The sequence below is a fragment of the Kitasatospora sp. NPDC054795 genome (genome assembly GCF_053611565.1).
The window spans coordinates 12,416-38,913 of record NZ_JBSHAP010000049.1 but is presented as its reverse complement, the minus strand read 5'-3'; the positions used below and the strand labels follow the sequence as shown (position 1 = coordinate 38,913).

Genomic DNA, 26,498 nt, shown 5'->3' with positions numbered 1-26,498 from the left:
CTGATATGACCGGTCCTTTCCGCAGGAAGAGCAGCGCCCGATTCGGCGCAGGCGCGCACCCAGAGGCGCGCAGAGCCGCTTCACGCGCCCCTGGTGTGCGCCCTGGGGAGGCAGCCGGGGCGCACGGGAAGGGCATGGCGCGGGCCCGTAGGCACGACGGGGGCGCAGGGGCGCAGGGGCAACGGACGCACGGCGTCCGACGCGGCGGCAACGGGCGCACGGGCCGATGCGCGGGGAGGTCCCCACGGCCGCCGGGGGCCCTCCGGGGGCCGTACGGCGCTCCGGCACAATGGCGGCATGCGAGCAGTGGTGCAGCGAGTGACCGAGGCCCGGGTGACCGTGGCCGGTGAGACCGTCGGCGCGATCGAGGGACCGGGGCTCTGCGCCCTGGTCGGCGTCACCCACGACGACACCCCCGCGAAGGCCGCCCAGCTGGCCCGCAAGCTCTGGACGCTGCGGCTGCTGCCCGCGAACGACGAGGGCGTCGAGCAGAGCTGCTCGGACCTCGGCGCCCCGCTGCTGGTGATCAGCCAGTTCACGCTCTACGGCGACGCCCGCAAGGGCCGCCGCCCCACCTGGAACGCCGCCGCCCCCGGCCCGGTCGCCGAGCCGCTGGTGGACGAGGTGGTGGCGCAGCTGCGGGCGCTGGGCGCCAAGGTGGAGACGGGCCGGTTCGGCGCCGACATGCAGGTGGCGCTGGTGAACGACGGCCCGTTCACCGTCCTCGTCGAGGTCTGAGCGGCCCCTACTGCGGGACGATCACGTCCTGGGTGCCGGGCACCGTCCCGGCCAGCAGCACGGCGTCCACCGGGACGTTCCGCTTGACGATCGCCAGCGCGATCGGCCCCAGCTCGTGGTGCCGGGCCGAGGAGGTCACGAAGCCCAGCGCCCGCCCGTCCGGGTCGGTGGCCAGCCGCACCTCGGTGCCGTGCGGGGGCAGCGACTCCTCGGTGCCGTCCAGGTGCAGGAAGACCAGCCGGCGCGGCGGCCGGCCCAGGTTGTGCACCCGGGCGACGGTCTCCTGGCCGCGGTAGCAGCCCTTCTGCAGGTGGACGGCGGTGCGCAGCCAGTCCACCTCGTGCGGGATGGTCCGGTGGTCGGTCTCGAAGCCCAGCCGCGGCCGGTGGCCCTCGATCCGCAGCGCCTCGTACGCCCAGACCCCGGCCGCCGGGCCGTACCCGGCGGTGAGCCGCCCCAGCTCGCCGCGCGGCACGAACAGGTCACGCCCGTACGGGAGTTCGCGGACGGCGGCGGCGCCCTCCACAGAAGCGGTGGAGCCGGCCGGCAGGTGGACCACGGCGTACTCGGCGGTCGCGTCGGCGACCTCCACCCGGTAGAAGAACCGCATGCCGTCCAGGTAGGCGACCAGCGCCTCCTGGGTGCCCGGCTCGACGTGCGCCCAGGTGGTGGTGCCGTCGTCCACCAGGTAGAGCGCGTGCTCGACGTGCCCGTTCGGGGAGAGCACCAGCGCCTCGGCGGCCTGCTGCGGCGGCAGCTCGCTGACGTGCTGGGTGAGCAGCAGGTGCAGCCAGGAGAGCCGGTCCGGGCCGGTCACGGTGACCACACCGCGGTGCGAGAGGTCGACGAAGCCGGCGCCCTGCGACAGGTTGCGTTGCTCGCGGAAGATGTCGCCGTAGTGGGCGGCGACACCCTCGTCGGCCCCCTCGGCGGGGACGGCTCCGGGCAGGGAAAGCAGCGGGCTCTTCACACCGGTCATACCGGCCAGCTTACGGCTGCTCCCCGGCGGCCTTGGCGGTGCAGTCGGCGCAGCGGCCGAAGATGGCGAAATGCTTGAGGTCGGTGTCGAAGCCGTGCCGCTCGCGCAGGCTGTCGATCAGCGGCTGGGCGATCTCGGTACTGGTCTCGGTGACCTGCTCGCAGTCCCGGCAGACCAGGTGCAGGTGGTGGTGGCGGCCGGCCAGGTGGTAGGTCGGGGCGCCGTGGCCGAGGTGGGCGTGCGACACCAGCCCCAGCTCCTCCAGCAGCTCCAGGGTCCGGTAGACGGTGGAGATGTTGACGCCGCTGGCGGTCCGGCGGACGTGGCAGAGGATGTCGTCGGGGGTGGCGTGGTCGAGTTCGTCGACAGCCTCCAGCACGAGCTGGCGCTGCGGGGTGAGCCGGTACCCGCGTTCGCGCAGGTCGGCCTTCCAGTCGCCGGAGAGCTGCCAGTCGGTGGTGCCGGTGTCCGCCACGGTACTCGTCCCTGCCAATGGTCTGGGGTCCTGGGACAAGTGTAGGGACCGGCCGCGGGCCGGTCCCTACCTCGTGCACGGAAGTGCCGGTCGTGCGACCGGCCTGCGCCATCGGCCTACTTGAAGAACGCGATGCCGTCGTCCGGCAGGTCGTTGATGTCCTTGATCAGCTGGGCCGGGCTGAGCACCTTCTTCAGCTGCGCGGACATGTACGGGCGCAGCGGCACGTTCGGGGCGGCCTTCTCACCGACCCAGAGCAGCTCGCCGTTGACGAAGCCGTACAGCCGCTTGCCGCCCGAGTACTCCGGGGAGCCCTCGATCCGGGCGACCGCGTCGGTGGAGACGTCGACCTGCGGCTTGCCGTCGGCCAGCTCGCCGTACCAGATCTCGACCGTGCCGTCGTCGCGCACGGAGGAGATCTCGATCCCCCGGGCGCCGCTGGTGCCGTCGTGGTTGCTGGTGATGCGCCAGAACGCGTGCTCGTTCTCCAGCGGACGGACCTTCTCGCCCTCCTCGTTCAGCACCCAGGTGCGGGAGCGGAACTCCAGGAAGGGGCGGCCGTCGTGGCGGATCACGATCTCCTGGCCGAAGTTGCACTTCTCCGCGCCCGGGCCCCCGTCACCCGGCAGAGGGGCGTAGACGCCCGCGCCCTCCCAGGTGCCGAGGAGGAAGGCGAGCGGGACGACGTCCTTGTGGAGGTCGGAAGGGATCTCGATCATGTTCCTGGTCGCTGTTCTCGTCGGTGTGGGCCTGCCTCAACCGTACGGCAGGCTCAGCGCTGGCCCTGGTACAGCTTCATCACCGAGAAGATGGCGAACCAGGTGATCAGCACGGCCATGAGGGCCAGCAGACCGTCGAAGAAGATTTCCAGACCGGACACGGGTGGCTCCCAGGCGGCGACAGTGTGGTGGATTGTGCTCGGCTCACTCTATCCGCCGGGTTCCGGCCGGTCGCGGTGAGCCCCACCACGTCGCGGTTCGCGCCGCTCTACCGCGGCTGCCCAAGCTTTGCCCAAGGGTTCCGGGGATGCCGGACGGCGGGGGCGGCCCGACCTCTATGGTGGCGCCATGCCGAAGAAACTGGTCATCAAGGTCACCGCAGGGGCGGACGCGCCGGAGCGGTGCTCGCAGGCGTTCACGGTGGCGGCGGTGGCCGTCGCCAGCGGGATCGACGTCTCGCTCTGGCTGACCGGGGAGTCCTCCTGGTTCGCGCTGCCGGACCGGGCGGCGGAGTTCGAACTGCCGCACGCGGCACCGCTGCCGGACCTGCTGGAGTCGATCCTGGCGGCCGGCTCGGTGACGCTGTGCACCCAGTGCGCGGCCCGGCGCGGGATCGAACAGAAGGACACCGTCGAGGGTGTCCGCATCGCGGGCGCCCAGGTCTTCGTCAGCGAGATCATGGCGGACGGCGTCCAGGCGCTCGTGTACTGACGCCTCCCCCGGGCCCTACGGGTGCTCCTCGTGGTCGGGGCGGTCCCGGTCGTGGCCGGGCTCGTCCCACTTCGGGTCGTCCCAGCGAGGGTCGTCCCACCAGTCGTCGTCCGGGTCCCGCTTGTTGGCGAACACCGCGGCGGCGGGCGGGATGACCATCGCGACCACGCACATGCCGATCGCCGCGCCGACCGAGAAGAACCGCACCACACCCCAGGCCATGACGAACAGGCCCAGGCACACGCCCATCATGGCGAAGTAGTAGCGACGCCGCCGCCTTGCCTGCACCCCTCCACGGTACGACCGAGGGCCCCTGCACGGCAGGGGCCCTCGGGGTGATCCGGGAACGTCGCGGCTCCGGTCAGACCGCGATCGCGACCTCGACGGCAGTGCCCTGGGAGGCCACCACCTGGCGGTCCACGGTCTGGCCCGGCACCAGCGCGCGCAGGGTCCACTTGCCCGGGCGGGCGAAGAACCGGAACTGGCCGGTCGCCGAGGTGGGCACCTCGGCCGTGAACTCACCGCCCTCGTCCAGCAGCCGGACGTAGCCGTTGACCGGCTCACCGTCGCGGGTCACCGAACCCTGGATGATCGTCTCGTTCGCCACGTCAACTCCTGCCAGGTCCGGGCCGCCGGCCTTCGCACCGCACATGTCTGCCTACCTTCTGACTTACTGGCCTTCTGACTTACGGGTCGGGCCTGGGCTCAGTTGCCGAGCTCGATCGGCACGCCGACCAGGCTGCCGTACTCGGTCCACGAGCCGTCGTAGTTCTTGACGTTCTCCTGGCCGAGCAGCTCGTGCAGCACGAACCAGGTGAGCGCGGAGCGCTCGCCGATGCGGCAGTAGGCGATGGTGTCCTTGGCCAGGTCGATGCCCTCGGCCTCGTACAGCGCCTTGAGCTCGTCGTCGCTCTTGAACGTGCCGTCGTCGTTTGCGTTCTTGGCCCACGGGATGTTGCGGGCGCTCGGCACGTGGCCGGGGCGCTGCGACTGCTCCTGCGGGAGGTGGGCCGGGGCCAGCAGCTTGCCGGAGAACTCGTCGGGCGAGCGGACGTCGACCAGGTTCAGGGTGCCGATGGCGGCGAGCACGTCGTCGCGGAAGGCGCGGATCGAGGAGTCGACGGCCTGCGCCGTGTACTCGGTGGCGGGGCGGGCCGGCACCTCGGCGACCAGGTCGCGGGAGTCCAGCTCCCACTTCTTGCGGCCGCCGTCCAGCAGGCGGACGTCGCCGTGGCCGTACAGCTTGAAGTACCAGTAGGCGTACGAGGCGAACCAGTTGTTGTTGCCGCCGTACAGGACGACGGTGTCGTCGTTGGCGATGCCCTTGGCACTGAGCAGCGCCTCGAAGCCGGCCTGGTCGATGAAGTCGCGGCGGACCGGGTCCTGGAGGTCCTGCTTCCAGTCGATCCGGACGGCGTTGCGGATGTGGTTCTTGTCGTACGCGGAGGTGTCCTCGTCGACCTCGACGATCACGACCTTCGGGTCGTCCAGGCGGGCCTGGACCCAGTCGGCGTCGACCAGGACGTCGCTGCGGCTCATGGTGGGTTCTCCATCCGAGGGCGGTTGTGCGGAAGGTGCTGCTCAGGAGGGTGCTGCAGGGTGCCCGAGTGGGTGCGGTCCGAAATCCTGTCCGAATACCGGGACGAGGGGGCGGACCGGCGCGGCCGGGCAGTGAACTGCGGAGTACCTCGGCGACCACCCGCTCACAGAGCCGGACGCGGTCACCGGAAAGATCGGCGGCGGGCTTCAACTGCCCAGCCGGAGCGCCGAATCAGCGCATTCGACACAGACAGGCGGACACGCGGCACAGGTCTACCGCCCGCCGCTTCGTGAGGTCCGTCTGTCGCTTCATGCCGACGATGCTAGGGACACCGGAGGCCCGCTGTCATCAGCGTATCGAATGGTGGGATCGAAACGACCGCATGATGGGATTCTGCCCCGGACCGGCCCGCGGGAGCCCGAACCGAAGCCGTCCGAACGCATGCGCGGGGCGGAAACGGCACCGCTCCGCGGTCCGCGCTGGACAGCGCGTCTCGCGGAGCGGAACGATTCGGCTTCCCGTTCCCGTGCCCGGGAACGGGACGGGGACCGAAACCAGGACCGGGCCGGGGATCAGCCCAGCAGCTTGACGCCCTTGCCGTCGAAGGTCAGCTGGAGGCCCTCCGGCAGCGGCGCCACCCCGCTGCCGCCGTCCTTGTCGGCCAGCTTCAGCCCGGCCGGCAGCGAGTCCAGGGTGAAGCTCATCGGCTCCAGCTGCTGGTTGGTGGCACCGGCCACCAACCCCGCCAGCGAGCTCAGCCGGAAGCCGTCCACCGTGACGGTGTTCCCCTTGTTGTGCACGGTGCCCTCGCCGATCGCGATCGGCCCCAGCGAGGCCTTGACCTTGCCCGGACCGGCGTAGGACAGCATCAGCCGCGAGCTGCCGCCCACCGGCAGCTTGGCCCCGTGCAGCAGCTGGGAGGCCGGCGGCAGCAACTGCGCGAGGTCCGCGTACGAGATCACCCCGCTGCCGGTGCCGCTGTCCACCGTGGCGCTGCTCATGCTGTCGCTGACCTTGACGCCGGAGAGCTGCGCCTTGAACGAGTGCAGCGCCACCTGGTGACTGCCGTCCCCGACGGTCAGGCCGTCGGAGGAGATCCGGACGTCGTCCAGCTTCATCGACACCACCTGGGTGAGGAACGGGAAGCCCTCGATCGAGACGTCCGGGCGCTGGCTCATCCGGCCGCTCTTCACGATCCGGTCGGCGGCCTCGTCCTCGGCCACGCCCACCGCGATCCGGTCGGCCCCCAGCAGCAGGCCCGAGAGCACCGCCAGGCCGATCGTGGCCTTCAGCCATCCGCGCATCGTGTCCCCCGTCGTCGCCGCTCGCTGTGGTCGTTCGTCGCTGAAATCGTTCGCAGTCGGTCGTTCGCAGTGGGTCGCTCGTCGTTCCGCGGCGGACGCGGGACACGTCCGCCTCGCACGACCGTACGACGTCCGGCCCCGGAACATGGTTCCGGAGCCGGAATCCGACCCTGCGCACAGCGGACGGGAGGATCAGGCCAGCAGCTCGGTGGCGATCCAGATCAGCGGCGCGGCCACCGCCAGCGGCAGCGCCACCCCCGCCGTCATGTGCACGAAGCGGGACGGGAAGTCGTACGCCGCGACCCGGCGGCCGACCAGCGCCCCCAGCCCGGCCAGCGCACCCAGCGCCACCGGCGCCCCGACCAGCAGGCCCAGCACCACCGCCGCGGCCAGACCCAGCACCGGGCCCAGCTGCTTCGGTCCGGGCAGCGGCGCCGCGGCCAGCAGGGTGGCCAGCGCCACCGCGCCCACCGCGGCCGGCACCCAGTCGGCCAGCAGCAGCATGGTGCACAGCGCGGTCACCACGGTGGCCGAGCCGAGCACGGTCAGCGCGTAGAACCGCTCCTTCGGGTCCGACGGACGGAACGTCTGCAGCACCAGGACGAGCAGGAAGAACCCGCCCAGGGTGCCCACCACCGCCGCCACGCCGCCGTCGGAGTCCGCCAGCAGCACCGCCACGTCCGCCGTGAGACCGGCCAGCGCGGCGAGCAGGATGCCCTGCCGGGCCGGCCACATGCCGTTCAGCCGGAACCAGCCGGCCGCCGTCAGCAGCTGGAGCAGCGCGACCACCAGGGCCAACGCGACCTGCCCGAGCGCGGCACCGCCGGCCAGCAGCGCGGCCGCACCCGCGGTGATCAGGGCCGGCTGCAGGCCCGGGTCGATGATCGGCGAGCCGGTCCGGCCACGCGGGCCCGCGGACGGCGCGGACTGCGGCGGGACGGCCGGGAACGGCGCCGCGGCGGGGACGCCCAGCGGGCCGGGGGCCCCGGCCGGACCCGGCACGCCGGGGGCGGTCGGGCGCTTGAGCGTCATGGTCGGCGGATCGAAGGCCTCCGCCGGCTGCGGCGCGGGAGCCGGCTGCGCCGCAGGGGCCGCGTGCCGGGCCCGCGGCCTCGACGGCTGCTGGAGCTGGAGCTGGATCGTCGGGTCCGGCTGGGGCTGCACCGGCTGCTGCGGCTGCTCCGACTGCCGGCGCCGCTGCTGCCTCGACTGCTGCGGCTGCGGCTGGGGTTGCTGCGGCTGCGGCTGCGGCTGCTGGAACTGTTGGGGCTGCTGCTGGTAAGGCTGCGGCTGTTGCGGCTGGTGGAGCCGGGGCTGCGGCTGGAACTGCTGCTGGTGGGGCTGGTGCGACCGGGGCGGCGCGACCGGCACCGAACCGGACACCACCACCGGCGGAAGCAGCGCCGTCACCTCGGCGTCGTCCACGGCCGGCACCGGCGGCATCACCGTGGTCGCGGCCCCGTCGTCGAACGCGGGCACCGGCGGCATCACCGTGGTCGCCGCCGCGTCGTCCACCGGGAAACCGTACGGCGACGGGTGGCCCGGCTGCTGCTGCGGGACGTGCGACTGCTGCGGGTGCGGGTGCTGCTGCGGGTGCTGCTGCTGCGCCCGGGGCGGGTACGGCTGCTGCGGCTGGTGGGGCTGCTGCGGCGATCCGCCGTAGCCGCCGCGGTTCGGGTCGTTCGGGTTGTTCATGTCCGTCACGCCGCTCAGCCTCCCGCGAACGGGGGGAGGACCTCCACCGTCCCGCCCTCGGTCAGGGCGACGGCCGCGTGGTCGCGGCCGCCCACCTGGGCCCCGTCGACCAGGTACGAGCAGTGCCCGAGCAGCCGGACGAGCTTCGGCCGGTCGGCGTGCCGTTCCCTGGCCGCCGTCAGCGCCTCCGCCAGGGTCGCCGCCTCGTACGGCTCCTCGGCCAGCCCGGCCTCGGACTTCGCCGCTGCCCAGTAGCGGATCGTCCCGCGCACCCGGGCGCCGCTCGCGGGCTCGGTGGTCACGCCCATCGGGCCACCCCTTCTCGTCGTCCTCGCCCGGTGCCGGTGTCCCGGTCCGGCTCGACACCTCAACGGCCGCCCGACCACCCGAACGATGGACCCGAACAGCGCCTTCGATGTGCGTCCCATGATGGCGTGTCCACCGCCACGAGCGGCAATCGCCCTGGCCTGGCCGGCACGGGGAACACCACCGGAGCGCCACTGGAGCGCCACCGAGGCGCGCCGGACCGGCGCTCGAAGCTGTGTCCAGCCTCACCCGGCGCACGCCCGAATTGGGCGAACCGCCGGATTCCCGCACTCCCGGTGGCGGGGGCGGTCGGCTATCCTCGACCACCAAGAGGGATCCGGGCAGAGTCGCCCCCGGGTCCTTTTGTGCTTTCAGGACGCCAGTACGGATGTTCTTGCGATTCGTCGGCCCACCCCCGGCGCGCAGCAGGAACCGCCCCGCCTGACGCGGCACAACGACGTGCCCCGGCCGGCCGGGGCACCGCCACCGGCACCGGGCCGCCACCCGGCACCGGACCAGACCGGAGGGTTCGCGGTGATGAACAGGGCAGAAACGGTGCGCCAGGGGTTGCGGGACCCCCGGCCGACCCGCCGTCGCGCCCTGCTCGCCGTCCGCTCCACCGGTTCGCCGCGGCCGACCGTCGTCCTCCCCTCCCCCTCAGCACGTGCGCCATCCGGCTGTGGCGGCAGCCGTAACGCGACCGCGACGACCCGGAAAGGGGACCACCGGGCATGAGTTCTCTCCTCCTCCTCACCAATGCGCTGCAACCCTCCGCCGAGGTGCTGCCCGCCCTCGGACTGCTGCTCCACAACGTCCGGGTGGCGCCCGCCGAGGGCGCGGCCCTGGTGGACACCCCCAGCGCGGACGTCATCCTGGTCGACGGCCGGCGTGACCTGCCGCAGATCCGCAGCCTCTGCCAGCTGCTGCGCTCCACCGGCATCGGCTGCCCGCTGATCCTGGTGGTGACCGAGGGCGGCCTGGCCGCCGTCACCGCCGAGTGGGGCATCGACGACGTCCTGCTGGACACCGCCGGCCCGGCCGAGGTCGAGGCCCGGCTGCGGCTCGCCCTCGGCCGCCTCCAGGTCGTCACCGACGACAGCCCGATGGAGATCCGCAACGGCGACCTCTCGGTCGACGAGGCCACCTACTCCGCCAAGCTCAAGGGCCGCGCGCTCGACCTCACCTTCAAGGAGTTCGAGCTGATCAAGTACCTCGCGCAGCACCCCGGCCGGGTCTTCACCCGGGCGCAGCTGCTCCAGGAGGTCTGGGGCTACGACTACTTCGGCGGCACCCGGACCGTGGACGTGCACGTCCGGCGGCTGCGCGCCAAGCTCGGCGTGGAGCACGAGCAGCTGATCGGCACCGTGCGCAACGTCGGCTACCGCTTCGTCGTCCCGGAGAAACCCGAGAAGGGCGAGCGGCCGGAGCTCGCCCAGCGCCCCGCCACCCACCTGGACGCCTGAGCCCGGGCCCGCCCGGACACCGCTCCGGAGCCGGGCGGGCCGCGCCCCGCCCGGCTTGTCCGCTTCCTCCCGGAGGGGCCCGTCGGCCTGCCGAACAGGGCCCCGGACCCCACTGCCGCCCTGGAGGCCACACGCGTAGACTCCCCCCGTGGCCAAAGTGACGCGCGACGATGTAGCCCGGCTGGCTGGTACCTCGACCGCGGTCGTCAGCTACGTCATCAACAACGGGCCGCGCCCGGTCGCGCCCGCGACCCGGGAGAAGGTCCTCGCGGCGATCGAGCAGCTCGGCTACCGGCCGAACAGCGTCGCCCAGGCGATGGCCTCCCGCCGCACCAACCTGATCGGCATGGTCGTCCCGGACGCCCGCCAGCCCTTCTTCGCCGAGATGGCGCACGCCGTGGAACGGGCCGCCTCCGACCGCGGCAAGCTGGTGCTGATCGGCAACTCCGACTACGTGGACGACCGCGAGGTGCACTACGTCCGCGCGTTCCTCGGGATGCGCGTCTCCGGCCTGATCCTGGTCAGCCAGGGCCCCTCGCAGCGCGCCGCCGAGGAGTTCGCCGCGATGGAGGGCGCCAAGGTGGTGCTGCTGCACCGCCGGCCCGAGGCGATCGACGACGTCGCGGTGGTCACCGACGACGTGGCGGGCGCCGAGGCCGTGGTGCGCCACCTGCTGGAGGTGCACGGGCACCCGTACGTGGCCTGCTTCGGCGGCCCGGTCGAGTCCCCCGCCCCCGGCGACCCGGTCATCGACCACGTCGAGGGCTGGCAGCGCGCCATGGACGCGCACGGCATCCCCACCGAGCCGCACCTGATCGACGCGCCCTTCCACCGCTACGGCGCCTACGACGTCGCGCTCGGCCTGCTCCGCTCGCCGGACCGGCCGCGGGCGATCTTCTGCTCCACCGACGACCAGGCGATCGGCGTGCTGCGGGCCGCCCGCGAGGTCGGCCTGCGGGTCCCGGAGGACCTCGCGGTGGCCGGCTTCGACGACGTGCCGGAGGCCGCGCTCGCCGACCCGCCGCTGACCACCGTCGCCTCCGACCGCGACGCGATGGCCCGGGCCGCCGTGGACCTGGTGCTGGACGACTCGCTGATGGTGCCCGGCTCGGACACCGAGCGGGTCCGCACCTTCCCGTCCCGCCTGGTCATCCGCCGCTCCTGCGGCTGCGGCGGCTCCGCCCCGGACCGATCCGTACCGGAGTAGCCGATTCCGCTCGGCAGGTCGCCTGACCAGGCTTTATGAGAATCCAACGGGCTTCTCTCCCCGTTCTGAGCCGGTTCTCATGCACTCCTCATGCAGCGGGACGAGCTTGGTCGGCATGAGCGAACAGCAGCGGTACCCCGGCGAGCACTACGGCCCGTACGAGCCCCACGCGTCCCACCCGCAGCACGAGCAGTACGAGCAGTACAGCCAGTACGGCCAGTACGAGCAGCAGGGCCCGGACCGGGCCCCGGAGCCCCGGGTGATCGAGGGCACCGTGCTCGGCGGCGGCCCGACCGCCGACGCCCACGGCACCACCGGCCCGGCTGGGTACGGCTACCGCGAGGACCACTCCGGCGGCGTCTTCGACGGCCCGCCGCCGCCCCCGCCCACCCCGCCCGAGCCGCCCACGATCCTCGGGCCGGGCTCCCCCGAGGGCCCCGGCGACCACGGCAACCGGGCCCGGCGCGGACTGCTGCGCGGGCGGCTCGCCCTGGTCACCGCCGTCGCCGCGATCGCCGCCGTCCTCGGCGGGGTCACCGGCGGCCTGGTCGCCGCCGACCGGCAGGGCACCGACAACCGCGTCGGCACCATCGCCAGCCCGGTCTCCGCCCGCTCCGACGGCAGCGCCGACGTGGCCGCCATCGCCGCCGCCGTCTCGCCCAGCACCGTCCAGATCACCGTCAAGAACGGCAACGGCACCGCCACCGGCACCGGCGTCGTCCTCGACACCGACGGCCGGATCCTCACCAACTACCACGTGATCGACACCGCGACCGCCGGCGGCCGGATCACCGTCACCTTCAAGGACGGCTCCACCGCCCAGGCCACCGTCACCGGCACCGACAAGGCCCTCGACGTCGCCGTGATCACCGCGACCGGCGCCAAGAACCTCACCCCCGCCGTCCTCGGCGACTCCTCCGCCGTGGCCGTCGGCGACCCGGTCGTCGCCATCGGCAACCCCGACGGACTCACCGGCACCGTCACCTCCGGCATCATCAGCGCCGAGAACCGCGACGTCACCGTCCAGCTCGACGAGGGCAGCACCAGCAACAACGGCGGCTTCGGCCTCCCCTTCCTGCCCGGCGTCCCCGGCCTGCGCGGCACCACCCCGCAGCCCACCGGCGGCAGCAGCACCACCTATAAGGCCTTCCAGACCGATGCCGCGCTCAACCCCGGAAACTCCGGCGGCCCGCTGATCAACGCCAGCGGCCAGGTCATCGCCGTCAACTCGGCGATGTACGCGCCCGGCGGCTCCGGCTCCTCCGGCGGCGGCTCGGCCGGCAGCGTCGGCCTCGGCTTCGCCATCCCGATCAACGACATCAAGCAGGTGCTGCCGAAACTCGAAGCCGGCCAGAACCTGTGAGCCACACTCGCTGAGACGGACAATTGCTCCCAGCAGGCCCTCCACCCGACGAGAAAGGGCACCCGCCCATGACCCCGTCCGCCGACGACCGCACCACCGCCGAGGCCGGCCACCCCTCCGCCCGGCTCCTCGTGGTCGACGACGAACCCGCCCTCCGGGACGCCCTGGAGAGCAGCCTCGCCTTCGAGGGGTACGAGGTCGCCACCGCCACCGACGGCTACGAGGCCCTGGAATCCGTCGAACGCGACCGGCCCGACCTCGTCCTGCTGGACATCATGATGCCCCGGATGGACGGCCTCACCGCCGTCCGCCGGATGCGCTCGCGCGGCGACACCGTCCCGGTCCTGATGCTGACCGCCCGCGACGCCGTCGGCGACCGCGTCACCGGCCTCGACGTCGGCGCCGACGACTACCTCGCCAAGCCCTTCGAGCTCGACGAACTGCTCGCCCGCGTCCGCGCCCTGCTGCGCCGCAACGCCCTCGCCGCCGAGGCCGCCGCCCGCGCCGCCGTCGAGGACGAGAGCGAGGTGCTCTCCTTCGCCGACCTGCGGATGAACACCGCCACCCGCGAGGTCACCCGGGCCGGCAAGCCGATCGAGCTCACCCGCACCGAGTTCATGCTGCTGGAGATGTTCCTCGCCCACCCCCGCCAGGTCCTCACCCGCGAACAGATCCTCAAGGCGGTCTGGGGCTTCGACTTCGAGCCCTCCTCCAACTCCCTGGACGTGTACGTGATGTACCTGCGCCGCAAGACCGAGCAGGGCGGCATGCCCCGTCTGATCCAGACCGTACGCGGCGTCGGCTACGCCCTGCGCCAGGCCGCCGGCACGAGCGCGTGAACAACGTTCCGCCCCCTCCGCTGACGCCTCCGCAGGCCCGGCCCCGCACGCCCGACCGCCGACAGCGCCTCCTCCACTGGTTCCGCTCCCGCTCCCTGCGCAGCCGCCTCATCTTCCTGAGCGCGGCGGCGGTGGCGGTGGCGATCGCGCTGTCGGCACTGGCGTGCTGGTTCATCGTGGAGAAGCAGCTGTACGGGCAGGTACGGGCCGACCTGGCGAGCGCGCCCCCGGGCATGGTCGGCAGGAACCTCACCTGCTACGACACCCCGGAACACGCGCTGGAACGCCAACCCGTCAGCGTACTGCCGGAGACCAGCGGAGCCGCCACTCGGGACACCCAGTTCCTCGCGTTCGGCAAGGGGGTCTGTCTGCCTCCCACCGCGACCAAGGCGATCGTGACCGAGCCCAAGGACTCAGTAGCGTTCACACTCAAACCCGGCCAGTCGATCATCCGGGAAGGCCGGTACACCAACGGGGATCCCGCGCTGGTCCGGCTGACGGTGGACCCCAGGTACACGGTGCCGGTCGTCGTCATGGTGGCCACCTCCACCCAACCCGTCGAGGACTCCCTCCAGGGCCTCGCCATCCTCCTCGCCTCGGTCTCCGTCGGCGGCATCCTGCTCGCCGCCGTCGCCGGCCGCTTGGTCGCCCGCTCCGCCCTGAAGCCCGTCGACCAGCTCACCGACGCCGTCGAGCACATCGCCCGGACCGAGGAGGTCGGCAGCACCATCCCGGTCCACGGGGACGACGAGATCGCCCGGCTCTCCACCTCCTTCAACTCGATGAGCACCGCCCTCGCCAACTCCCGCGAGCGGCAGACCCGGCTGATAGCCGACGCCGGGCACGAGCTCCGCACCCCGCTGACCTCCCTGCGCACCAACGTCGACCTGCTGATCCGCAGCAACGACACCGGCCGCCCGCTGCCCGCCGCGACCAGGACCAAGCTGCTCGGCAACATGAAGTCGCAGATGCAGGAACTCACCCTGCTGATCGGCGACCTGCTCCAGCTCTCCCGCCCGGACACCCCGAAGAGCGGCCCGGCCCTCACCGTGGTCGCCCTGCACGAGATCGCCGGACGGGCCGTCGAGCGGGCCGAGCTGCGCGGCCCGGGGCTGGTGTTCGAGACCGACACCGAGCCCTGGTACGTGCACGGCGACGCGGCCGGGCTGGAACGCGCGGTGATCAACCTGCTGGACAACGCGGTCAAGTACAGCCCGCCCGGCGGCACCATCGAGGTCCGGCTGCACCAGGGCGTGCTGACCGTCCGCGACCACGGCCCCGGGATCCCTCCGGACGAGCTCCAGTACGTCTTCGACCGGTTCTGGCGCTCGCCCTCCTCGCGCCAGCTGCCCGGCTCCGGCCTCGGGCTGTCGATCGTCGCGCAGAGCGTCCGGGATGCGGGCGGCGAGGTCAGCCTCGGTCCGGCGGCCGACGGCGGCCCGGGCGCGCTGGCCACCGTCCGGCTGCCCGGCGGCCCCGCCCCTCCCGGGCCGGCTCACGGTCAGTCGATGTCGCTGCCCGGGCCGATGACCTTGATCCGGTCCTGCGCCGGGGCCTGGAGCGGCGAGGCCGCCGAGCTGTGGGCGCTCAGGTAGGTCGCGAAGACGTCCAGGTCCGAGGCGCCGACCAGCTTGTCGGTGCCGGCCGCGAAGGCCGGGAAGCCGTCGCCGCCGCCGGCCAGGAACTCGTTGGCCGCGACCCGGTAGGTGGCGGCCGGGTCGACCGGGGCACCGTTCAGCCGGACCGAGTCCAGGATCACCCGGTCCGCGCCGGTCTTGCGCATGTCCAGGGTGTAGTGCAGGTTCGAGGACACCTGGAGGACCTTCGGCGCGGCGGCGTTGGAGCCGCTCACCTGCTGCTGGAGCAGCTGGATCAGCTGGGCGCCGGTCAGCGTCTTGACCTGCATCATGTTGGTGAACGGCTGGACGGTGAACGCCTCGCCGTAGGTCACCACGCCGTCGCCCTCGCCGCCGGAGGCCTTGTAGACCAGGTCGGAACGGATGCCGCCGGGGTTCATGAAGGCGACCTGCGCGCCGCCCTTGTCGGCCGGGGCGAGCCCGGCGAGCTGCGCGTCGGCGATCACGTCACCGAGCGGCTTCTCCAGGTCGCTGTTGCCGCGGCCGTTGATGTCCGAGGCGATGTAGCCGATCGGACGGTTGGCGATCGGGGCGGCCAGCTTGGAGTAGCGGTCGACCAGCGCCGTCATGTCGGGCGCCTTCTCGACCGTGCGGCGCACCACGTGGTTCTCGGCCTTGACCGAGGGACGCACGATCTCGCCGGTGGTCTTGTCCAGCTTCATGTCGATCTCGGTGAAGAGCCGGCCGAAGGAGGCGGCGCTGGTCACCGAGCGCGGGACGCCGTTGGGGTCGGGGATGCTGCAGGCGTACGCGTTGTGGGTGTGGCCGGTGACGATGGCGCCGACCGCCGGGTCGATCTTCTTGGCGATGTCGACGATCGGGCCGGAGATGCCCTGGCCGGCCGCGCCGCAGTCGTAGTTGTAGACGCTGCTGGCCGGGTACCCGCCTTCGTGGATCAGCGCGACGATCGAGTTGACGCCCTTGGCCTTGAGCTCGGCGGCGTACTTGTTGATCGTGGTGACCTCGTTGGCGAACTTCAGGCCCTTGACGCCCTCGGCGGTCACGATGTTCGGCGTGCCCTCCAGGGTGACGCCGATGAAGCCGACCTTCACGCCCTGGGACTTGGTGATCCAGTACGGGGCCAGCAGCGGCTTGCCGGTCTTCTCGTCGGTGACGTTGGCCGACAGGTAGTTGAAGTTGGCGCCCTTGAAGGTGCGGCCGGGCTCGTAGCAGCCGTCGGTCGGGTGGCAGCCGCCGTCCTGCATGCGGCGCAGCTCCTGCGCGCCCTCGTCGAACTCGTGGTTGCCCACGGAGGTGACGTCCAGGCCGAGCTTGTCCATCGCCTCGATGGTCGGCTCGTCGTGGAAGAGCGCCGAGGTGAGCGGGCTGGCGCCGATGATGTCGCCGGCCGCGACGGTGATCGAGTCGTCGGCCGGGATGCGCGCCTTGCGCAGCTCGGTGGCCAGGTACTCGATGCCGCCGGCCGGGGTGGCGACCTCCTTGCCGGTGGCCGGATCGATCTCCTTGATCGTGCCGGACGAACCGGCCGGGGGCTCCAGGTTGCCGTGGAAGTCGTTGATCGCCAGCAGCTGGAGGTTGACGGTCTTGTGGCGCTTGGCGTCGGCGTCGGCGGCCTGGGCGGCCGTCGGCACGACCACCGTGCCGAACAGACCAGCGGCGGCGACGACGGCGAGCGCCGTCCGTCGGGATCTGACGGTGAGCATGAAGGGTTCCCCTGCACCTTGGAAGGAGCACCGGCTGTGGACAGCATCGGCGTTCGAACATGTGTTGCGACTGCGAAGCCTAGGGTCAACGCGCGTAGCTGTCAGGACGTCGAACGTAACGAGAGGATTACCTACTGACGAACCGTCGCCGTCCGCCGGATGCGGAGACCATGCGGAAGAGCCCCGACGACCCCGCTCAGACTCCCGGCTCGGCAGCCAACTGCCGTTCCGCACGCACCCGTTCGGCCACCGCGTCCTCGGTCATCGCGCGGTCGGTGTAGACCAGCGGACGCTCGGCCTCGGTGATGATGTGCTTGACCACCTGGACGTTGCCGTTGACGTCCCAGACCGCGATGCCCGGCGACAGGGTGGGGATGATCTCCACCGCCCAGCGCGGCAGGCCCAGCACCCGGCCGGTGGCCCGCGCCTCCTCGGCCTTCTGCATGTAGATCGTCCGGGTGGAGGCCATCTTCAGGATCGCCGAGGCCTCCTTCGCGGCCGCGCCGTCCACCACGTCGGACAGGTGGTGCACCACCGCCACGAAGGACAGGCCGAGCCGGCGGCCGAACTTCAGCAGCCGCTGGAACAGCTGGGCCACGAACGGGCTGTTGATGATGTGCCAGGCCTCCTCGACCAGGAAGATGCGCTTCTTCCGGTCCGGCCGGATCCAGGTGTGCTCCAACCACACCCCGACGATCGCCATCAGGATCGGCATCGCGATCGAGTTGCGGTCGATGTGCGAGAGGTCGAAGACGATCAGCGGCGCGTCCAGGTCGATACCGTCGGTGGTCGACCCGTCGAACATGCCGCGCAGGTCACCGTCGACCAGCCGGTCCAGCACCAGCGCCACGTCCAGGCCCCAGGACTGCACCTCGTCCACCGCCACGCCCAGCGACTCCACCGAGGACAGCTCGGGGCTGCGCAGGGTGTCGATGATGTCGTTCAGCACCGGCTGGCGGTCCTGCACCGAGGCCACCACATGGGCGTGCGCGGCCTTCAGCGCGAAGCCGGCCCGCTCCTCCAGCCCGCGCCCCATCGCCACCTCGACGATGGTGCGCAGCAGCGACAGCTGGCCGTTCTGGGTGATCGCCGGGTCCAGCGGGTTGAGCTTCACCCCGCCGTCCCGGGCCGCCATCGGGTCCAGCCGGACCGGCTTTATGCCCAGCGCGTTGGCGATCAGGTTCCACTCGCCCACACCGTCCTCGCCCTGCGCGTCCAGCACCACGACCTGGCGGTCACGGAACCTCAGCTGCCGCAGCACGTACGTCTTCTCCAGCGCCGACTTGCCGTTGCCGGACTCCCCGAGCACCAGCCAGTGCGGGGCGGGCAGCTGCTGCCCGTACAGCTGGAACGGGTCGTACACGTACCCCTTGCCGCTGTACACCTCGCGGCCGATGATCACACCCGAGTCCCCCAGCCCCGGGGCGGCGGTGGGCAGGTAGACGGCCTGTGCCTGGCCGGTGGAGGTGCGCACCGGCAGGCGGGTGGTCTCCACCTTGCCGAACATCAGGCTGGTGAACGCATCGGTGAGGTTGCCGAGCGCCATGGGCGGTCTCCTGACGGGTCAGCGGTGGACGGACGTGCGGGTGTGCGGGTGCGCGGGTCGGCCGGTGCGCTCAGCGGCGGATGCCGGTGGCGAACGGGAGGGTGTTGACGAAGGCCCGGTGGTGCTCACGGTCGCACCACTCCAGCTTGAGGTAGCTCTTGCCGGCCGAGGCCCGGATGGTCCGCTTGTCGCGGGCCAGCGCGTCGGGGTTGCGCGAGGAGACCGTGATGTAGCCGACCAGGTTCACCCCGGCCGCGCCGGAGGCCAGGTCGTCGCCGCGCTGGTCCACCCGGCCGGTGTGGGCCAGGTCGCGCGGGTCCACCGTGCGGTTCATCTTGGCCGCACGGCTGGCCTCGGCCTCGTCGTTGGTCTTCTCGGTCAGCATCCGCTCGATCGCGACGTCGGTGGGCTCCAGGTCCATCGTCACCGCCACCGTCCGGATCACGTCCGGGGTGTGCACCAGCAGCGGCGCCAGGAAGTTGACGCCCACCGGGGTGAGCGGCCACTCCTTGATCCACGCGGTGGCGTGGCACCACGGCTCCCGGGTCGCCGACTCGCGGGTCTTCGCCTGCAGGTACTGCGGCTGGGTCGCGTCCAGCTCGGCCGGCCAGGCGTTGCGCCGGGACATCGCCTGGATGTGGTCGATCGGGTGGTCCGGGTCGTACATCGAGTGCAGCAGCGAGGACAGCCGGGCCTGGCCCAGCGGCTGGCGCACCCGGATGTCCGCCTCGGCCAGCCGGGCGCAGATGTCCGTCAGCTCGCGCGCCATCACGGCCGCCAGCCCCTCGTCGTCCCGCGCCCGCCGCCCGGTGGCCGTCCGGCCCATCGCGTGCGCCTCGGCCGCCAGGTCACGGGTGTAGTGCATGCAGGCCACCAAGTACGCCCGGTGCTGCTCCGAGGAGGTCGACACCATCGACTGGAGCTGGTCGTACGAGTCCTGCAGCCAGCGCGGCGAGGACGGGTCACCGCGCCGCTCGACGTCCTTGGCGTGCGCGTCCGGGTCCGCCGGCAGGGTCCGGGCCAGGATCTGCAACCGGGTCACGAAACCGTCCCCGTTGGCGACGTGCTTCAGCAGCGTCCCGAACCGGTCGACCAGGGCCTCCTGGTCCTCCGAGTCGCGCAGACCGACACCCGGGCCCTCGATCTCGATCGCGGCCGTCACCGTACGCCGCTCCAGGTGCATCAGCACCCCGACCTCGTCCGGCCCGAACGGCGCCGCCAGCCAGCGCAGCCGCCCCACCCCGGGCGGCGGGCCCACCTCCACCTCCCGGCCGTCCAGCCGGGTGCCGGCGTCCATCACGTCCGAACGCCACACCGCCCGCCCGCTGCGAACCGTCCGACGGTAGGTGCGGTTGATCTCCACCCACTTGTAGAACGTCCGCCTGCGGTACGGCACGTACACCGCCGCGATGGCGAGCGCCGGCAGACCGACCAGACCGCCGATCCGCAGCGGCAGGACCGGCATCAGCAGGCCCCAGAGCATGCCGAGGAAGGCCCCGAAGATGATCAGCACGATCTCGCCGGACTCCCGGTTCCGGCCGATCGGCGCGTTCGGGCGGGCCTTGCCGATCAGGTAGGTGCGGCGCTGGTGCACGTACGGCTGGGCGTACTGGGCACCGTACTGGCCGAGCGGTTCACTGCTCACTTACCCGTCACCCTCCCTTCGCTGGATTGCTGTCGCGGATCGAAACCGGGGCCGGCGGCGGCCCGCCCTGCGGCGGCGGGGCCGGCGTCCGGCCCGCGTGGGCGGCGATGCCCGGCGCGACCGAACCGCCGCCCGCACCCCCGCCACCCGTGCCGGCCCCCTGCGGACCGCGGTCGCCGTGGGTGGTGATGCCCTGCTTCATCAGGTTCGCGGTGCCGTTGATCATCGCCGAACCGGCCTGCACGGCGTTGGCCCGGGCCCCGCGCATGTTCAGCAGCTCGTCGCCGAAACCCGGCACGAAGCGGTACACCGAGGCACTCGCGAAGATCGACAGGAACAGGATCGCCAACCCGGACAGCACCCGGGCGAAATCGTCGTCGGCCCCGGACCCCGTCGCCACCGCCCCCGCCAGGCCCAGGATGACCACGATGATCGGCTTCGCCAGATCCACCGCCAGCATCACGCCCGCCCAGCGCCGCACGTGCTTCCACAGCTGCCGGTCCACCAGCCCCGCGTACACGGCCGTCCCCAGCAGCGCGCCGACGTACAGCATCGCCGCCCGGATCAGCAGCTCGATCCAGAGCACCGCCGCCGCCAGCACCGCGACCAGCGACACGATCACCAGGATCAGCGGACCGCCGCCCACGTCGCCCTTCTCCAGCGTGTCGGCGAACCCGCCCAGGTACGACCCGGTGTCCGTCTTCGTCCCGACCGCTATCGCCTTGGTCAGCCCGTCCGTCACGCTCACCACGGTGAACAGGATCAACGGCGTGAACGCGGACGCCACCACCGTCAGCCACAGGAAGCCGATCGCCTCCGAGAACGCCGTCGTCAACGGCGCCCCCCGCACCGCCCGCTTCGCCACCGCCAGCAGCCACAGCACCAGCGTGATCACCGTCGACACGGCGAACACCACGGCGTACTGCTGCAGGAACGACGCATTGGTGAAGTCCACCTGCGTCGTCCCGTCGATCGCCCCCGACAACTTCCGCACCACCCACGCCGCGGCCTGCGCACAGCTCTTGGCCAACGACCCGAGGGGGTCGGTCACCGTCCCGACGGTGCCACTCCCGGGAATAACGACCGCTCCCCCTGGAGCACAGCCCGCATCGCTGCCGGGGATCGGAAGATCGACCTTCTGACAGGTCGGAGTGGCCGTCGGCGAAGGCTCTGCGAACACCCGCTGGGCCGCCGACAGCGCCGCCACCTGCAAGGTGGCCAGCACACCGGCGAGGGTGCCCACACGGCGCCGTGTGCCGGAACGGCGTGAGGTCTGGTCAACGCGCAAAACGGAACCCCCCGAACTGCTGGACGGCGCCGGTGATCTCATCGGCGGTGGCGGCCTGCTGGTCTGCGGGCACCGGCGCGGGGCCCTGCCTGCTGGTGTAGTCGGTGAGCTTCCAGTCGCTGCCCGTCCAGTGCAGCGAGAGCGTGAGGGTGAACCAGTTGGTGGTCACCGGCTGGACGGAGCGTTCACCGGCGAGGCCGGTGAGGCCGGTGCACCACACCTCGACCTTGGCGTCGCCCTCGCTGTAGCCCGTCGATTTGGCGCCGACCGGGACGGTGCGGCTGACGAAGGTGAGGCCCTTGGGCGCTCGGCCCTGGGCGTCGAGGCCGTAGCGGGTGGCGGTGTCGCCGCCGAAGCCCTGGTCCAGCCGGCTCTGGAGCCCGGCCAGGGCGCCAGGGTCGGTGATGGTGGCGACGATGCCGTGCCGGCTGTCGGTGCGGAACATGTCCGCGGAGCCGATCGCCACCGCGTAGTTGGTGGCGGCCGACTGGGCGCCCGGTTCGGTGTGCGGGTAGCCGGTCGGGATGCCGTTGACGGTGGTGCCGACGGGCTGGTCGCCGCTGGGGGCGGGGCCGGCGCCGGAGCCGGATCCTGCGCGGTCGGCGGAGGAGCCGTCGCTGCCGGTACTGGTGCCGGGTGTGACGCGGTTGGCGACGGCGATGGCCACCACGAGCAGGGTGACGACGGCCAGGACGGCCAGCAGGGCGCGCAGCGGGCGGGTCTGACGGTGGTTCGACGGGGGGGAGGCTTGTTCGCCGACCGGCAGGCGCGTACGGGTGCGCGGCTGGTCGTCGGACAACGGCACGGCGGCCCTCCTGGTGCGGGGAGCCGGGGCGGCTCCGGGGGCCCTCCGTCCAGGGGCGGGCGCGGACGGGGGGTGGGAACGGGGTGGATTCCTGGCGGGTCGGCTGTCGGAGGGGGTCCGGGCGGGGACCCGGTCCCAGGCGGGTCGGACTACTGCTGTCCGATCGTCAGATCGCCATGCCGTAGACAATGGTGAACAGGGTGCCCAGTGATCCGATGATGAACACGCCGGTCAGTCCGGCGACGATCAGTCCCTTGCCCTGTTCGGCGCCGAAGCTGTCGCGCATCGCGGTCGCACCGATCCGCTGCTTGGCCGCGCCCCAGACCGCGATGCCGAGGCAGAGGAGGATGGCGATGGCCATGATGACCTCGACCATCACCCGTGCCTCCGACCCGAGGGTCGCGAACGGCCCCCAGTCCGGGGCGATTCCGCCGATGATGGTGTCGATGTTCGGCTTCTTGGGGGGGTCCTCGGCCAGGTGGCCGACCGCATTGGTGTGCACGCTGCTCAGGTTCATTTCCATCTCACCGCCCGATCAGGCAAATTCAAGGGCCCGGACCCGGCCCGCGCGAAGGGTCGGTACCTATTCTTGGCCAGATCTGATGTCGACTTGGCTACTTCTCGCGAATCGGTCGTGAGGCATCGGACACGTACGCGAGGATGTACACCGTACGAAGGATAGCGCTCACTGTTCGTATCTCTGATGATTGCGGTGAGCAACGCCTTCCGGGACACTTCGACTGACGATTCGTCGGGATGGTGCTGATGGTACTCCGGAAGGCCGGTACGGCCGCCGCCGCTGCGGGAGTTGTTGCGTTCGGGTTCATCGGGCTGGTGACGATGGGGACTTATGCGGCAAGTGGGACGCCGCAACAGGCGGCGAATCGTTCCGCCCTCTCCCCCGGAACGGTCCCCGCGGCCTACCAGGACCCGATCCAGAAGTGGGGCGCGCTCTGCACGGAGATCTCCCCGCCGATGCTCGCGGCGCAGCTGTACCAGGAGAGCGGTTTCGACCCCAGGGCGCGCTCCGGGGTCGGGGCGCAGGGCATGGCGCAGTTCATGCCGGGCACCTGGAGCTCGTACGCCACCGACGGCAACGGGGACGGCAGGGCGGACGTCTGGGACCCGCTGGACGCGATCGCCTCGGCGGCGACCTACGACTGCGCGATCGCCAAGCGGGTCGCGAAGGTCCCGGGCGACCCCCAGGCCAACCTGCTGGCGGCCTACAACGCCGGCGAGGGCGCGGTGGAGAAGTACAACGGGGTGCCGCCGTACAAGGAGACCCAGGGCTACGTGCGGAACATCCAGGCGATGGCCCGCAGCTTCACGGCGCCCGCCTCGCCGACCGCGCCGCTGGAGGTGTCCCCGCAGTCGTCGGCCGCGATCTACTTCGCGCAGACCAAGCTCGGCACCCCGTACCTGTGGGGCGGTGAGGGCCTGCCCTCGCAGAGCGGGCGGTTCGACTGTTCGGGCCTGACCCAGGCCGCGTTCGCCAGTGTGGGCATCACCCTGCCCCGGGTGGCCAACGACCAGTGGTACGCCGGGCCGCACCCGTCGCGCGATCAGCTGCGGCCGGGCGACCTGGTGTTCTGGGCGACGGACCTGAGCGATCCGCGGAGCATCCACCACGTCGGGATCTACGTGGGCGGCGGGTACATGATCAACGCCCCGCACACCGGTGCGGTGATCCGCTACGACAAGATCGACACCCGGGAGTACATCGGCGCGACCCGGGTCACCTCGGACGGGGCCCAGGCGCTGCCGACCCGCAACAACGACGGCGCGGTCAACGCTCCGTCCCGCCCGGGCGGGGCGGAGCCCGCCGCCCCCGCGGGGAACCAGGGCGGCACCCAGGGCCTCCCCCAGGGCGGCGCGCCGGGAAGCGCCCCGGCGACCCCCGCCCGGTCGGCCGTCGCCGCCCCGCCCGCACCGTCCGGGCCGGCTCCAGCCGGGGCGGGTCGGTAGGTGCGGTGGGGCCGGGACGGCGGGGAGCTGTGTGCGCGCTGTGGACGCTGAGTCAAGTTTCCATAACCGCGCGTTTCCGTGGAACGCTGTGTCCCGGCGTTGACGTTGGGTCCGGTGGTCCCTCGTCAGCTTTCGGCGCCGGGCGGACCCCGGCGGGAACGTACAGGTGCAGCGGACCAGAAGGAGGTGCGGCGTGTCGACGCCGCTTGCCGACACGACCAACCCCGACCTCGACCTGCTCTACGCCGTCAACGGTCTGGCCAAGCGCTCCCCGCAGTGGCTGGACCACCTGATCTCCTGGATCGGCGAGTACGGCATCCTGATCGGCCTGGCGATGCTCGGCCTGGTGGCCTGGCTCCAGGCCAGACGCCGGCCGGACGCGCCGGTGGCGGTGGCCGGGCTGCTCTGGGTGCCGCTCTCGGTGGCCGTCGCCGAGCTGGCCAACCTGCCGATCGCCGCGATCGTGAACCGCCCGCGTCCCTTCGTCGACCATCCCGGGCTGCTGGTGCTGGTGGACGGCAAGGCCGGCACCCACTCCTTCGTCAGCGACCACTCGACCATGACCATGGGTGTCGCGGTGGCGCTGTTCCTGGTGAACCGCAGGCTGGGCTGGATCGCCGGCGGGCTGGCGCTCCTCCAGGGCTTCTGCCGGATGTTCATGGGCGTCCACTACCCGACCGACGTGATCGGCGGCTTCGCGCTCGCCGTCGCCGTGGTGCTGCTGCTGGCGCCGATCGCGATGGCGGTGCTGGTGCCGTTCTGCCACGCGCTGAGCCGCACGGTGGTCGCCCCGCTGATCCGGGCGCCCGAGCGCGGCGGTGCGGCCCGCGTCGGGGCCGGTCCGCGCGGCCGTCGCCGCGGGCGCGGGGCGGTGCGGGCCGGGGAGCAGCCGCCGGAGTCCGACCTCGCGGCCTGACGCCGTCCCCGGGCCCGGCGCCGCGCAGGTGCCCTGGGCCCGGTGGGATCAGTCCGGTCCGGCACCGTTCTCGGCGAGGTGGTCGGCCCCCTCGCGGCGGACCAGATCGCGCGAGCGGCGGGCCGGGGAGTACCAGCCGCAGCTGCAGGTCGCGAAGGCGAAGGATCCGCGCTCGCCGACCACGAGGCGGTGTTCGGGCATCCGGGCGGTGCCGGGTGCCGTCGGCAGCTCACTGTGCACGTGGTTCACGGTAGCGCCCGCACCGGCCCCCGTAACCCTTGGCGCCCCAACTCGTTTGCCCGGAAAGAGCTCTGCCCGCCCGGTGGTGGCCGGCGGGGCAGTCGGGCCCGAGGGGGTTGTCGCGAGGATGAAGATGACCGACCAGCAGCGCACCGGACGGTCGGCACGCCGTCCGGGTCCGCACCTGCGCTCGGCGGCGGGGGCCGCCCTGCTCGCCGCCGTCCTGGCGGCGGGGGCCGCCGGCTGCTCCGGCGGCCCCGTCGACGGCTCCTCCGACCAGCAGTCGGGCGCCCCCGACCAGCTCGCCGCGGACGCGCTGACGGCGGTGCGCAACGCCCCCGACATCACCGGCCGCACCGGCTCCGCGCACGCCGCGACCGAGCTGGTCACCGAGTCGACCGAGAAGAAGGCCTCGTTCAGCGGCACCGGCGGCTACGACTACGTCAAGCGGATCGGCCGGCTGGAGGTCCAGGTGCCGCCGGGTGCGGCGACCACCGGGAAGATCGTCGAGGTGGTCCTGCCGGGCACCGTCTACCTCCAGAACAGCGGTGCCAAGGTCCCCGCGGGCAAGTGGGTCAAGCTGGACGTGCGCCAGCTGCCGGACGGCAACCTGGTCAGCAGCGGCGCCACCGACCCGGCCTCGGCGGCGGGGGCGCTGCGCGGGGCGCAGAAGGCGGAGGCGGTGGGCACCGAGACCGTCGACGGGGTGGCGCTGCACCACTTCCGGGGCACCCTGGACCTGGTGAAGGCGGCCGACGCGACGGGCGGCAGGGGCGGGGACGGCCTGCGGACGGGCGCGCAGACCTTCACCGTCAAGGAGGTTCCGTACGACGCCTGGCTGGACGACCAGGGCCGGCTGCGCAAGGTGGTCGAGGTGTTCACCTTCGCCGGGGTGGCCGGGTCGAAGGAGCCCAAGGACCAGGTGAAGGTGACGTCGACGACCTCGCTGTCGGACTTCGGCAAGCCGGTGGAGGCGGCCGAGCCCTCGGCCTCGGACATCTACCGGATGAAGCCCACGGAGAGCCCGAAGTAGGGCTGGTCCGACGCGCCCCGGGCCGCCGGGGCAGCGCTCCGGCGCCGGGGCGAGACGGGGTGCCGCCGGGGCGGGTGGCCGTCCGGGGAGCGACTGCCACCCGTTTCGGCGGCGCCGAGATGGCCCGTCCGTGCCATGTGGACGGGCCCCGAAGTGCCTAGGCTGGACTCCGGGTGGCTGCCGCCCGGGCTGGCGAGGCACTGAAGGGGTGGTGCAGGTGGTGTCGTCCACGGGCGGCCGCAGCGGCGGCCACGACGACGCGGCCCTCGACGAGATCGATCTGGCCGGCGAGCTGATGATCGCCGCGACGGCCAGCTCCGGCGACCGGCTGCCGACCGAGCGGATCGACGAGGTGCTGCTGGACCGGTCCGAACCCGGGCAGTGCGACCGGGAGGCCGACGGCTAGCGGACTCCGGGCGC

28 protein-coding genes are annotated in these 26,498 nt (G+C 72.3%); 11 read left to right on the top strand and 17 right to left on the bottom strand.

The window, feature by feature from the left end; translation table 11 throughout:
• Positions 1-297: 297 nt before the first annotated feature.
• Complete coding sequence (gene dtd, locus ACWGJO_RS19330; protein WP_387695521.1) at positions 298-738, top strand: D-aminoacyl-tRNA deacylase; 441 nt, start codon at positions 298-300, stop codon at positions 736-738.
• 7 nt (positions 739-745) lie between these two features.
• Here dtd and ygfZ read toward each other — a convergent pair whose 3' ends face one another.
• From ygfZ to ACWGJO_RS19315, 3 genes are all read right to left on the bottom strand, one after another.
• The gene (gene ygfZ / locus ACWGJO_RS19325) at positions 746-1,708 is read right to left on the bottom strand and encodes a CAF17-like 4Fe-4S cluster assembly/insertion protein YgfZ (RefSeq protein WP_359909431.1); all 963 of its coding nucleotides are present in this window, start codon (positions 1,706-1,708) and stop codon (positions 746-748) included.
• 19 nt (positions 1,709-1,727) lie between these two features.
• On the bottom strand, positions 1,728-2,192 hold the full coding sequence (locus ACWGJO_RS19320) for a Fur family transcriptional regulator (RefSeq protein ID WP_387695520.1): 465 nt from the start codon (positions 2,190-2,192) through the stop codon (positions 1,728-1,730).
• A 116-nt stretch (positions 2,193-2,308) separates the two neighbouring features.
• A complete protein-coding gene (locus ACWGJO_RS19315) occupies positions 2,309-2,911 on the bottom strand; it encodes an FABP family protein (RefSeq protein WP_359909407.1) in 603 nt (200 codons plus the stop codon).
• 348 nt (positions 2,912-3,259) lie between these two features.
• On the opposite strand from ACWGJO_RS19315, the gene ACWGJO_RS19310 reads away from it, so the two are divergent.
• Complete coding sequence (locus ACWGJO_RS19310; protein WP_387737085.1) at positions 3,260-3,622, top strand: DsrE family protein; 363 nt, start codon at positions 3,260-3,262, stop codon at positions 3,620-3,622.
• A 15-nt stretch (positions 3,623-3,637) separates the two neighbouring features.
• Here ACWGJO_RS19310 and ACWGJO_RS19305 read toward each other — a convergent pair whose 3' ends face one another.
• The 7 genes from ACWGJO_RS19305 to ACWGJO_RS19275 all read right to left on the bottom strand — a co-directional run bounded on the left by ACWGJO_RS19305 (position 3,638) and on the right by ACWGJO_RS19275 (position 8,469).
• Positions 3,638-3,910, bottom strand: a complete 273-nt coding sequence (locus tag ACWGJO_RS19305) for a DUF3099 domain-containing protein (protein ID WP_359909413.1) — start codon at positions 3,908-3,910, stop codon at positions 3,638-3,640.
• Positions 3,911-3,983: 73 nt separating this feature from the next.
• Positions 3,984-4,274, bottom strand: coding sequence for a DUF1416 domain-containing protein (locus ACWGJO_RS19300; protein ID WP_030059605.1), 291 nt, complete (start codon positions 4,272-4,274; stop codon positions 3,984-3,986).
• 53 nt (positions 4,275-4,327) lie between these two features.
• Complete coding sequence (locus tag ACWGJO_RS19295; RefSeq protein WP_380354414.1) at positions 4,328-5,161, bottom strand: sulfurtransferase; 834 nt, start codon at positions 5,159-5,161, stop codon at positions 4,328-4,330.
• Between the two features lie 232 nt (positions 5,162-5,393).
• Complete coding sequence (locus ACWGJO_RS19290) at positions 5,394-5,474, bottom strand: Ms5788A family Cys-rich leader peptide (RefSeq protein WP_353652343.1); 81 nt, start codon at positions 5,472-5,474, stop codon at positions 5,394-5,396.
• A gap of 260 nt (positions 5,475-5,734) precedes the next feature.
• Positions 5,735-6,466, bottom strand: a complete 732-nt coding sequence (locus ACWGJO_RS19285; RefSeq protein ID WP_452185253.1) for an LmeA family phospholipid-binding protein — start codon at positions 6,464-6,466, stop codon at positions 5,735-5,737.
• Between the two features lie 192 nt (positions 6,467-6,658).
• On the bottom strand, positions 6,659-8,170 hold the full coding sequence (locus ACWGJO_RS19280; RefSeq protein WP_452185251.1) for a hypothetical protein: 1,512 nt from the start codon (positions 8,168-8,170) through the stop codon (positions 6,659-6,661).
• 5 nt (positions 8,171-8,175) lie between these two features.
• The gene (locus tag ACWGJO_RS19275) at positions 8,176-8,469 is read right to left on the bottom strand and encodes a MoaD/ThiS family protein (RefSeq protein ID WP_452185249.1); all 294 of its coding nucleotides are present in this window, start codon (positions 8,467-8,469) and stop codon (positions 8,176-8,178) included.
• A 729-nt stretch (positions 8,470-9,198) separates the two neighbouring features.
• On the opposite strand from ACWGJO_RS19275, the gene ACWGJO_RS19270 reads away from it, so the two are divergent.
• The 5 genes from ACWGJO_RS19270 to ACWGJO_RS19250 all read left to right on the top strand — a co-directional run bounded on the left by ACWGJO_RS19270 (position 9,199) and on the right by ACWGJO_RS19250 (position 14,934).
• A complete protein-coding gene (locus ACWGJO_RS19270; RefSeq protein ID WP_387695515.1) occupies positions 9,199-9,930 on the top strand; it encodes a response regulator transcription factor in 732 nt (243 codons plus the stop codon).
• Between the two features lie 148 nt (positions 9,931-10,078).
• Positions 10,079-11,137 (top strand): LacI family DNA-binding transcriptional regulator, encoded by a 1,059-nt coding sequence (locus ACWGJO_RS19265; RefSeq protein WP_387695514.1) that lies wholly within the window; start codon positions 10,079-10,081, stop codon positions 11,135-11,137.
• 115 nt (positions 11,138-11,252) lie between these two features.
• The gene (locus ACWGJO_RS19260) at positions 11,253-12,500 is read left to right on the top strand and encodes a S1C family serine protease (RefSeq protein ID WP_452185246.1); all 1,248 of its coding nucleotides are present in this window, start codon (positions 11,253-11,255) and stop codon (positions 12,498-12,500) included.
• A 68-nt stretch (positions 12,501-12,568) separates the two neighbouring features.
• On the top strand, positions 12,569-13,339 hold the full coding sequence (locus ACWGJO_RS19255; protein ID WP_359915066.1) for a response regulator transcription factor: 771 nt from the start codon (positions 12,569-12,571) through the stop codon (positions 13,337-13,339).
• Positions 13,336-14,934: a HAMP domain-containing sensor histidine kinase gene (locus ACWGJO_RS19250; RefSeq protein ID WP_452185244.1), complete on the top strand. Its 1,599-nt coding sequence runs from the start codon at positions 13,336-13,338 to the stop codon at positions 14,932-14,934. The genes ACWGJO_RS19255 and ACWGJO_RS19250 overlap by 4 nt, the downstream gene beginning before the upstream one ends.
• On the opposite strand, the gene ACWGJO_RS19245 is transcribed toward ACWGJO_RS19250, so the two are convergent.
• The 6 genes from ACWGJO_RS19245 to ACWGJO_RS19220 all read right to left on the bottom strand — a co-directional run bounded on the left by ACWGJO_RS19245 (position 14,841) and on the right by ACWGJO_RS19220 (position 22,441).
• Entirely contained in the window at positions 14,841-16,640 is a 1,800-nt protein-coding gene (locus ACWGJO_RS19245; RefSeq protein WP_452185242.1) for a bifunctional metallophosphatase/5'-nucleotidase, read from the bottom strand. The two genes, ACWGJO_RS19250 and ACWGJO_RS19245, sit on opposite strands and share 94 nt — an antisense overlap.
• Before the next feature lie 196 nt (positions 16,641-16,836).
• A complete protein-coding gene (locus ACWGJO_RS19240; protein ID WP_452185240.1) occupies positions 16,837-18,186 on the bottom strand; it encodes an ATP-binding protein in 1,350 nt (449 codons plus the stop codon).
• A gap of 70 nt (positions 18,187-18,256) precedes the next feature.
• A complete protein-coding gene (locus ACWGJO_RS19235; RefSeq protein ID WP_380546938.1) occupies positions 18,257-19,831 on the bottom strand; it encodes an SCO6880 family protein in 1,575 nt (524 codons plus the stop codon).
• Between the two features lie 7 nt (positions 19,832-19,838).
• A complete protein-coding gene (locus tag ACWGJO_RS19230) occupies positions 19,839-21,056 on the bottom strand; it encodes a hypothetical protein (protein WP_452185238.1) in 1,218 nt (405 codons plus the stop codon).
• A 52-nt stretch (positions 21,057-21,108) separates the two neighbouring features.
• Positions 21,109-21,924: a hypothetical protein gene (locus tag ACWGJO_RS19225; protein WP_452185236.1), complete on the bottom strand. Its 816-nt coding sequence runs from the start codon at positions 21,922-21,924 to the stop codon at positions 21,109-21,111.
• A 166-nt stretch (positions 21,925-22,090) separates the two neighbouring features.
• A complete protein-coding gene (locus ACWGJO_RS19220; RefSeq protein WP_380546944.1) occupies positions 22,091-22,441 on the bottom strand; it encodes a hypothetical protein in 351 nt (116 codons plus the stop codon).
• Positions 22,442-22,680: 239 nt separating this feature from the next.
• On the opposite strand from ACWGJO_RS19220, the gene ACWGJO_RS19215 reads away from it, so the two are divergent.
• Both ACWGJO_RS19215 and ACWGJO_RS19210 read left to right on the top strand, forming a co-directional pair.
• Positions 22,681-23,889 carry a C40 family peptidase gene (locus ACWGJO_RS19215; protein ID WP_452185233.1) on the top strand — a complete coding sequence of 403 codons (1,209 nt, stop codon included), beginning with the start codon at positions 22,681-22,683 and terminating at the stop codon, positions 23,887-23,889.
• Between the two features lie 193 nt (positions 23,890-24,082).
• Positions 24,083-24,805: a phosphatase PAP2 family protein gene (locus tag ACWGJO_RS19210; protein WP_452185232.1), complete on the top strand. Its 723-nt coding sequence runs from the start codon at positions 24,083-24,085 to the stop codon at positions 24,803-24,805.
• 48 nt (positions 24,806-24,853) lie between these two features.
• Here the strand turns inward: ACWGJO_RS19210 and ACWGJO_RS19205 are convergent, their stop codons facing one another.
• Entirely contained in the window at positions 24,854-25,045 is a 192-nt protein-coding gene (locus ACWGJO_RS19205; protein ID WP_387695504.1) for a hypothetical protein, read from the bottom strand.
• 133 nt (positions 25,046-25,178) lie between these two features.
• On the opposite strand from ACWGJO_RS19205, the gene ACWGJO_RS19200 reads away from it, so the two are divergent.
• The gene (locus ACWGJO_RS19200; RefSeq protein ID WP_359914181.1) at positions 25,179-26,078 is read left to right on the top strand and encodes a hypothetical protein; all 900 of its coding nucleotides are present in this window, start codon (positions 25,179-25,181) and stop codon (positions 26,076-26,078) included.
• Between the two features lie 217 nt (positions 26,079-26,295).
• Complete coding sequence (locus ACWGJO_RS19195; RefSeq protein WP_359914178.1) at positions 26,296-26,484, top strand: hypothetical protein; 189 nt, start codon at positions 26,296-26,298, stop codon at positions 26,482-26,484.
• The last annotated feature ends 14 nt before the right edge of the window (positions 26,485-26,498 follow it).

What these genes read in the sequence shown, in the direction of transcription:
- dtd (WP_387695521.1), top strand. Translation starts at nt 298, where the DNA reads ATGCGAGCAGTGGTGCAGCGAGTGACCGAGGCCCGGGTGACCGTGGCC.
- ACWGJO_RS19315 (WP_359909407.1), bottom strand. Translation starts at nt 2,911, where the DNA reads ATGATCGAGATCCCTTCCGACCTCCACAAGGACGTCGTCCCGCTCGCC.
- ACWGJO_RS19310 (WP_387737085.1), top strand. Translation starts at nt 3,260, where the DNA reads ATGCCGAAGAAACTGGTCATCAAGGTCACCGCAGGGGCGGACGCGCCG.
- ACWGJO_RS19300 (WP_030059605.1), bottom strand. Translation starts at nt 4,274, where the DNA reads ATGTGCGGTGCGAAGGCCGGCGGCCCGGACCTGGCAGGAGTTGACGTG.
- ACWGJO_RS19295 (WP_380354414.1), bottom strand. Translation starts at nt 5,161, where the DNA reads ATGAGCCGCAGCGACGTCCTGGTCGACGCCGACTGGGTCCAGGCCCGC.
- ACWGJO_RS19290 (WP_353652343.1), bottom strand. Translation starts at nt 5,474, where the DNA reads ATGAAGCGACAGACGGACCTCACGAAGCGGCGGGCGGTAGACCTGTGC.
- ACWGJO_RS19285 (WP_452185253.1), bottom strand. Translation starts at nt 6,466, where the DNA reads ATGCGCGGATGGCTGAAGGCCACGATCGGCCTGGCGGTGCTCTCGGGC.
- ACWGJO_RS19275 (WP_452185249.1), bottom strand. Translation starts at nt 8,469, where the DNA reads ATGGGCGTGACCACCGAGCCCGCGAGCGGCGCCCGGGTGCGCGGGACG.
- ACWGJO_RS19270 (WP_387695515.1), top strand. Translation starts at nt 9,199, where the DNA reads ATGAGTTCTCTCCTCCTCCTCACCAATGCGCTGCAACCCTCCGCCGAG.
- ACWGJO_RS19260 (WP_452185246.1), top strand. Translation starts at nt 11,253, where the DNA reads ATGAGCGAACAGCAGCGGTACCCCGGCGAGCACTACGGCCCGTACGAG.
- ACWGJO_RS19255 (WP_359915066.1), top strand. Translation starts at nt 12,569, where the DNA reads ATGACCCCGTCCGCCGACGACCGCACCACCGCCGAGGCCGGCCACCCC.
- ACWGJO_RS19245 (WP_452185242.1), bottom strand. Translation starts at nt 16,640, where the DNA reads ATGCTCACCGTCAGATCCCGACGGACGGCGCTCGCCGTCGTCGCCGCC.
- ACWGJO_RS19240 (WP_452185240.1), bottom strand. Translation starts at nt 18,186, where the DNA reads ATGGCGCTCGGCAACCTCACCGATGCGTTCACCAGCCTGATGTTCGGC.
- ACWGJO_RS19220 (WP_380546944.1), bottom strand. Translation starts at nt 22,441, where the DNA reads ATGAACCTGAGCAGCGTGCACACCAATGCGGTCGGCCACCTGGCCGAG.
- ACWGJO_RS19215 (WP_452185233.1), top strand. Translation starts at nt 22,681, where the DNA reads ATGGTGCTGATGGTACTCCGGAAGGCCGGTACGGCCGCCGCCGCTGCG.
- ACWGJO_RS19200 (WP_359914181.1), top strand. Translation starts at nt 25,179, where the DNA reads ATGACCGACCAGCAGCGCACCGGACGGTCGGCACGCCGTCCGGGTCCG.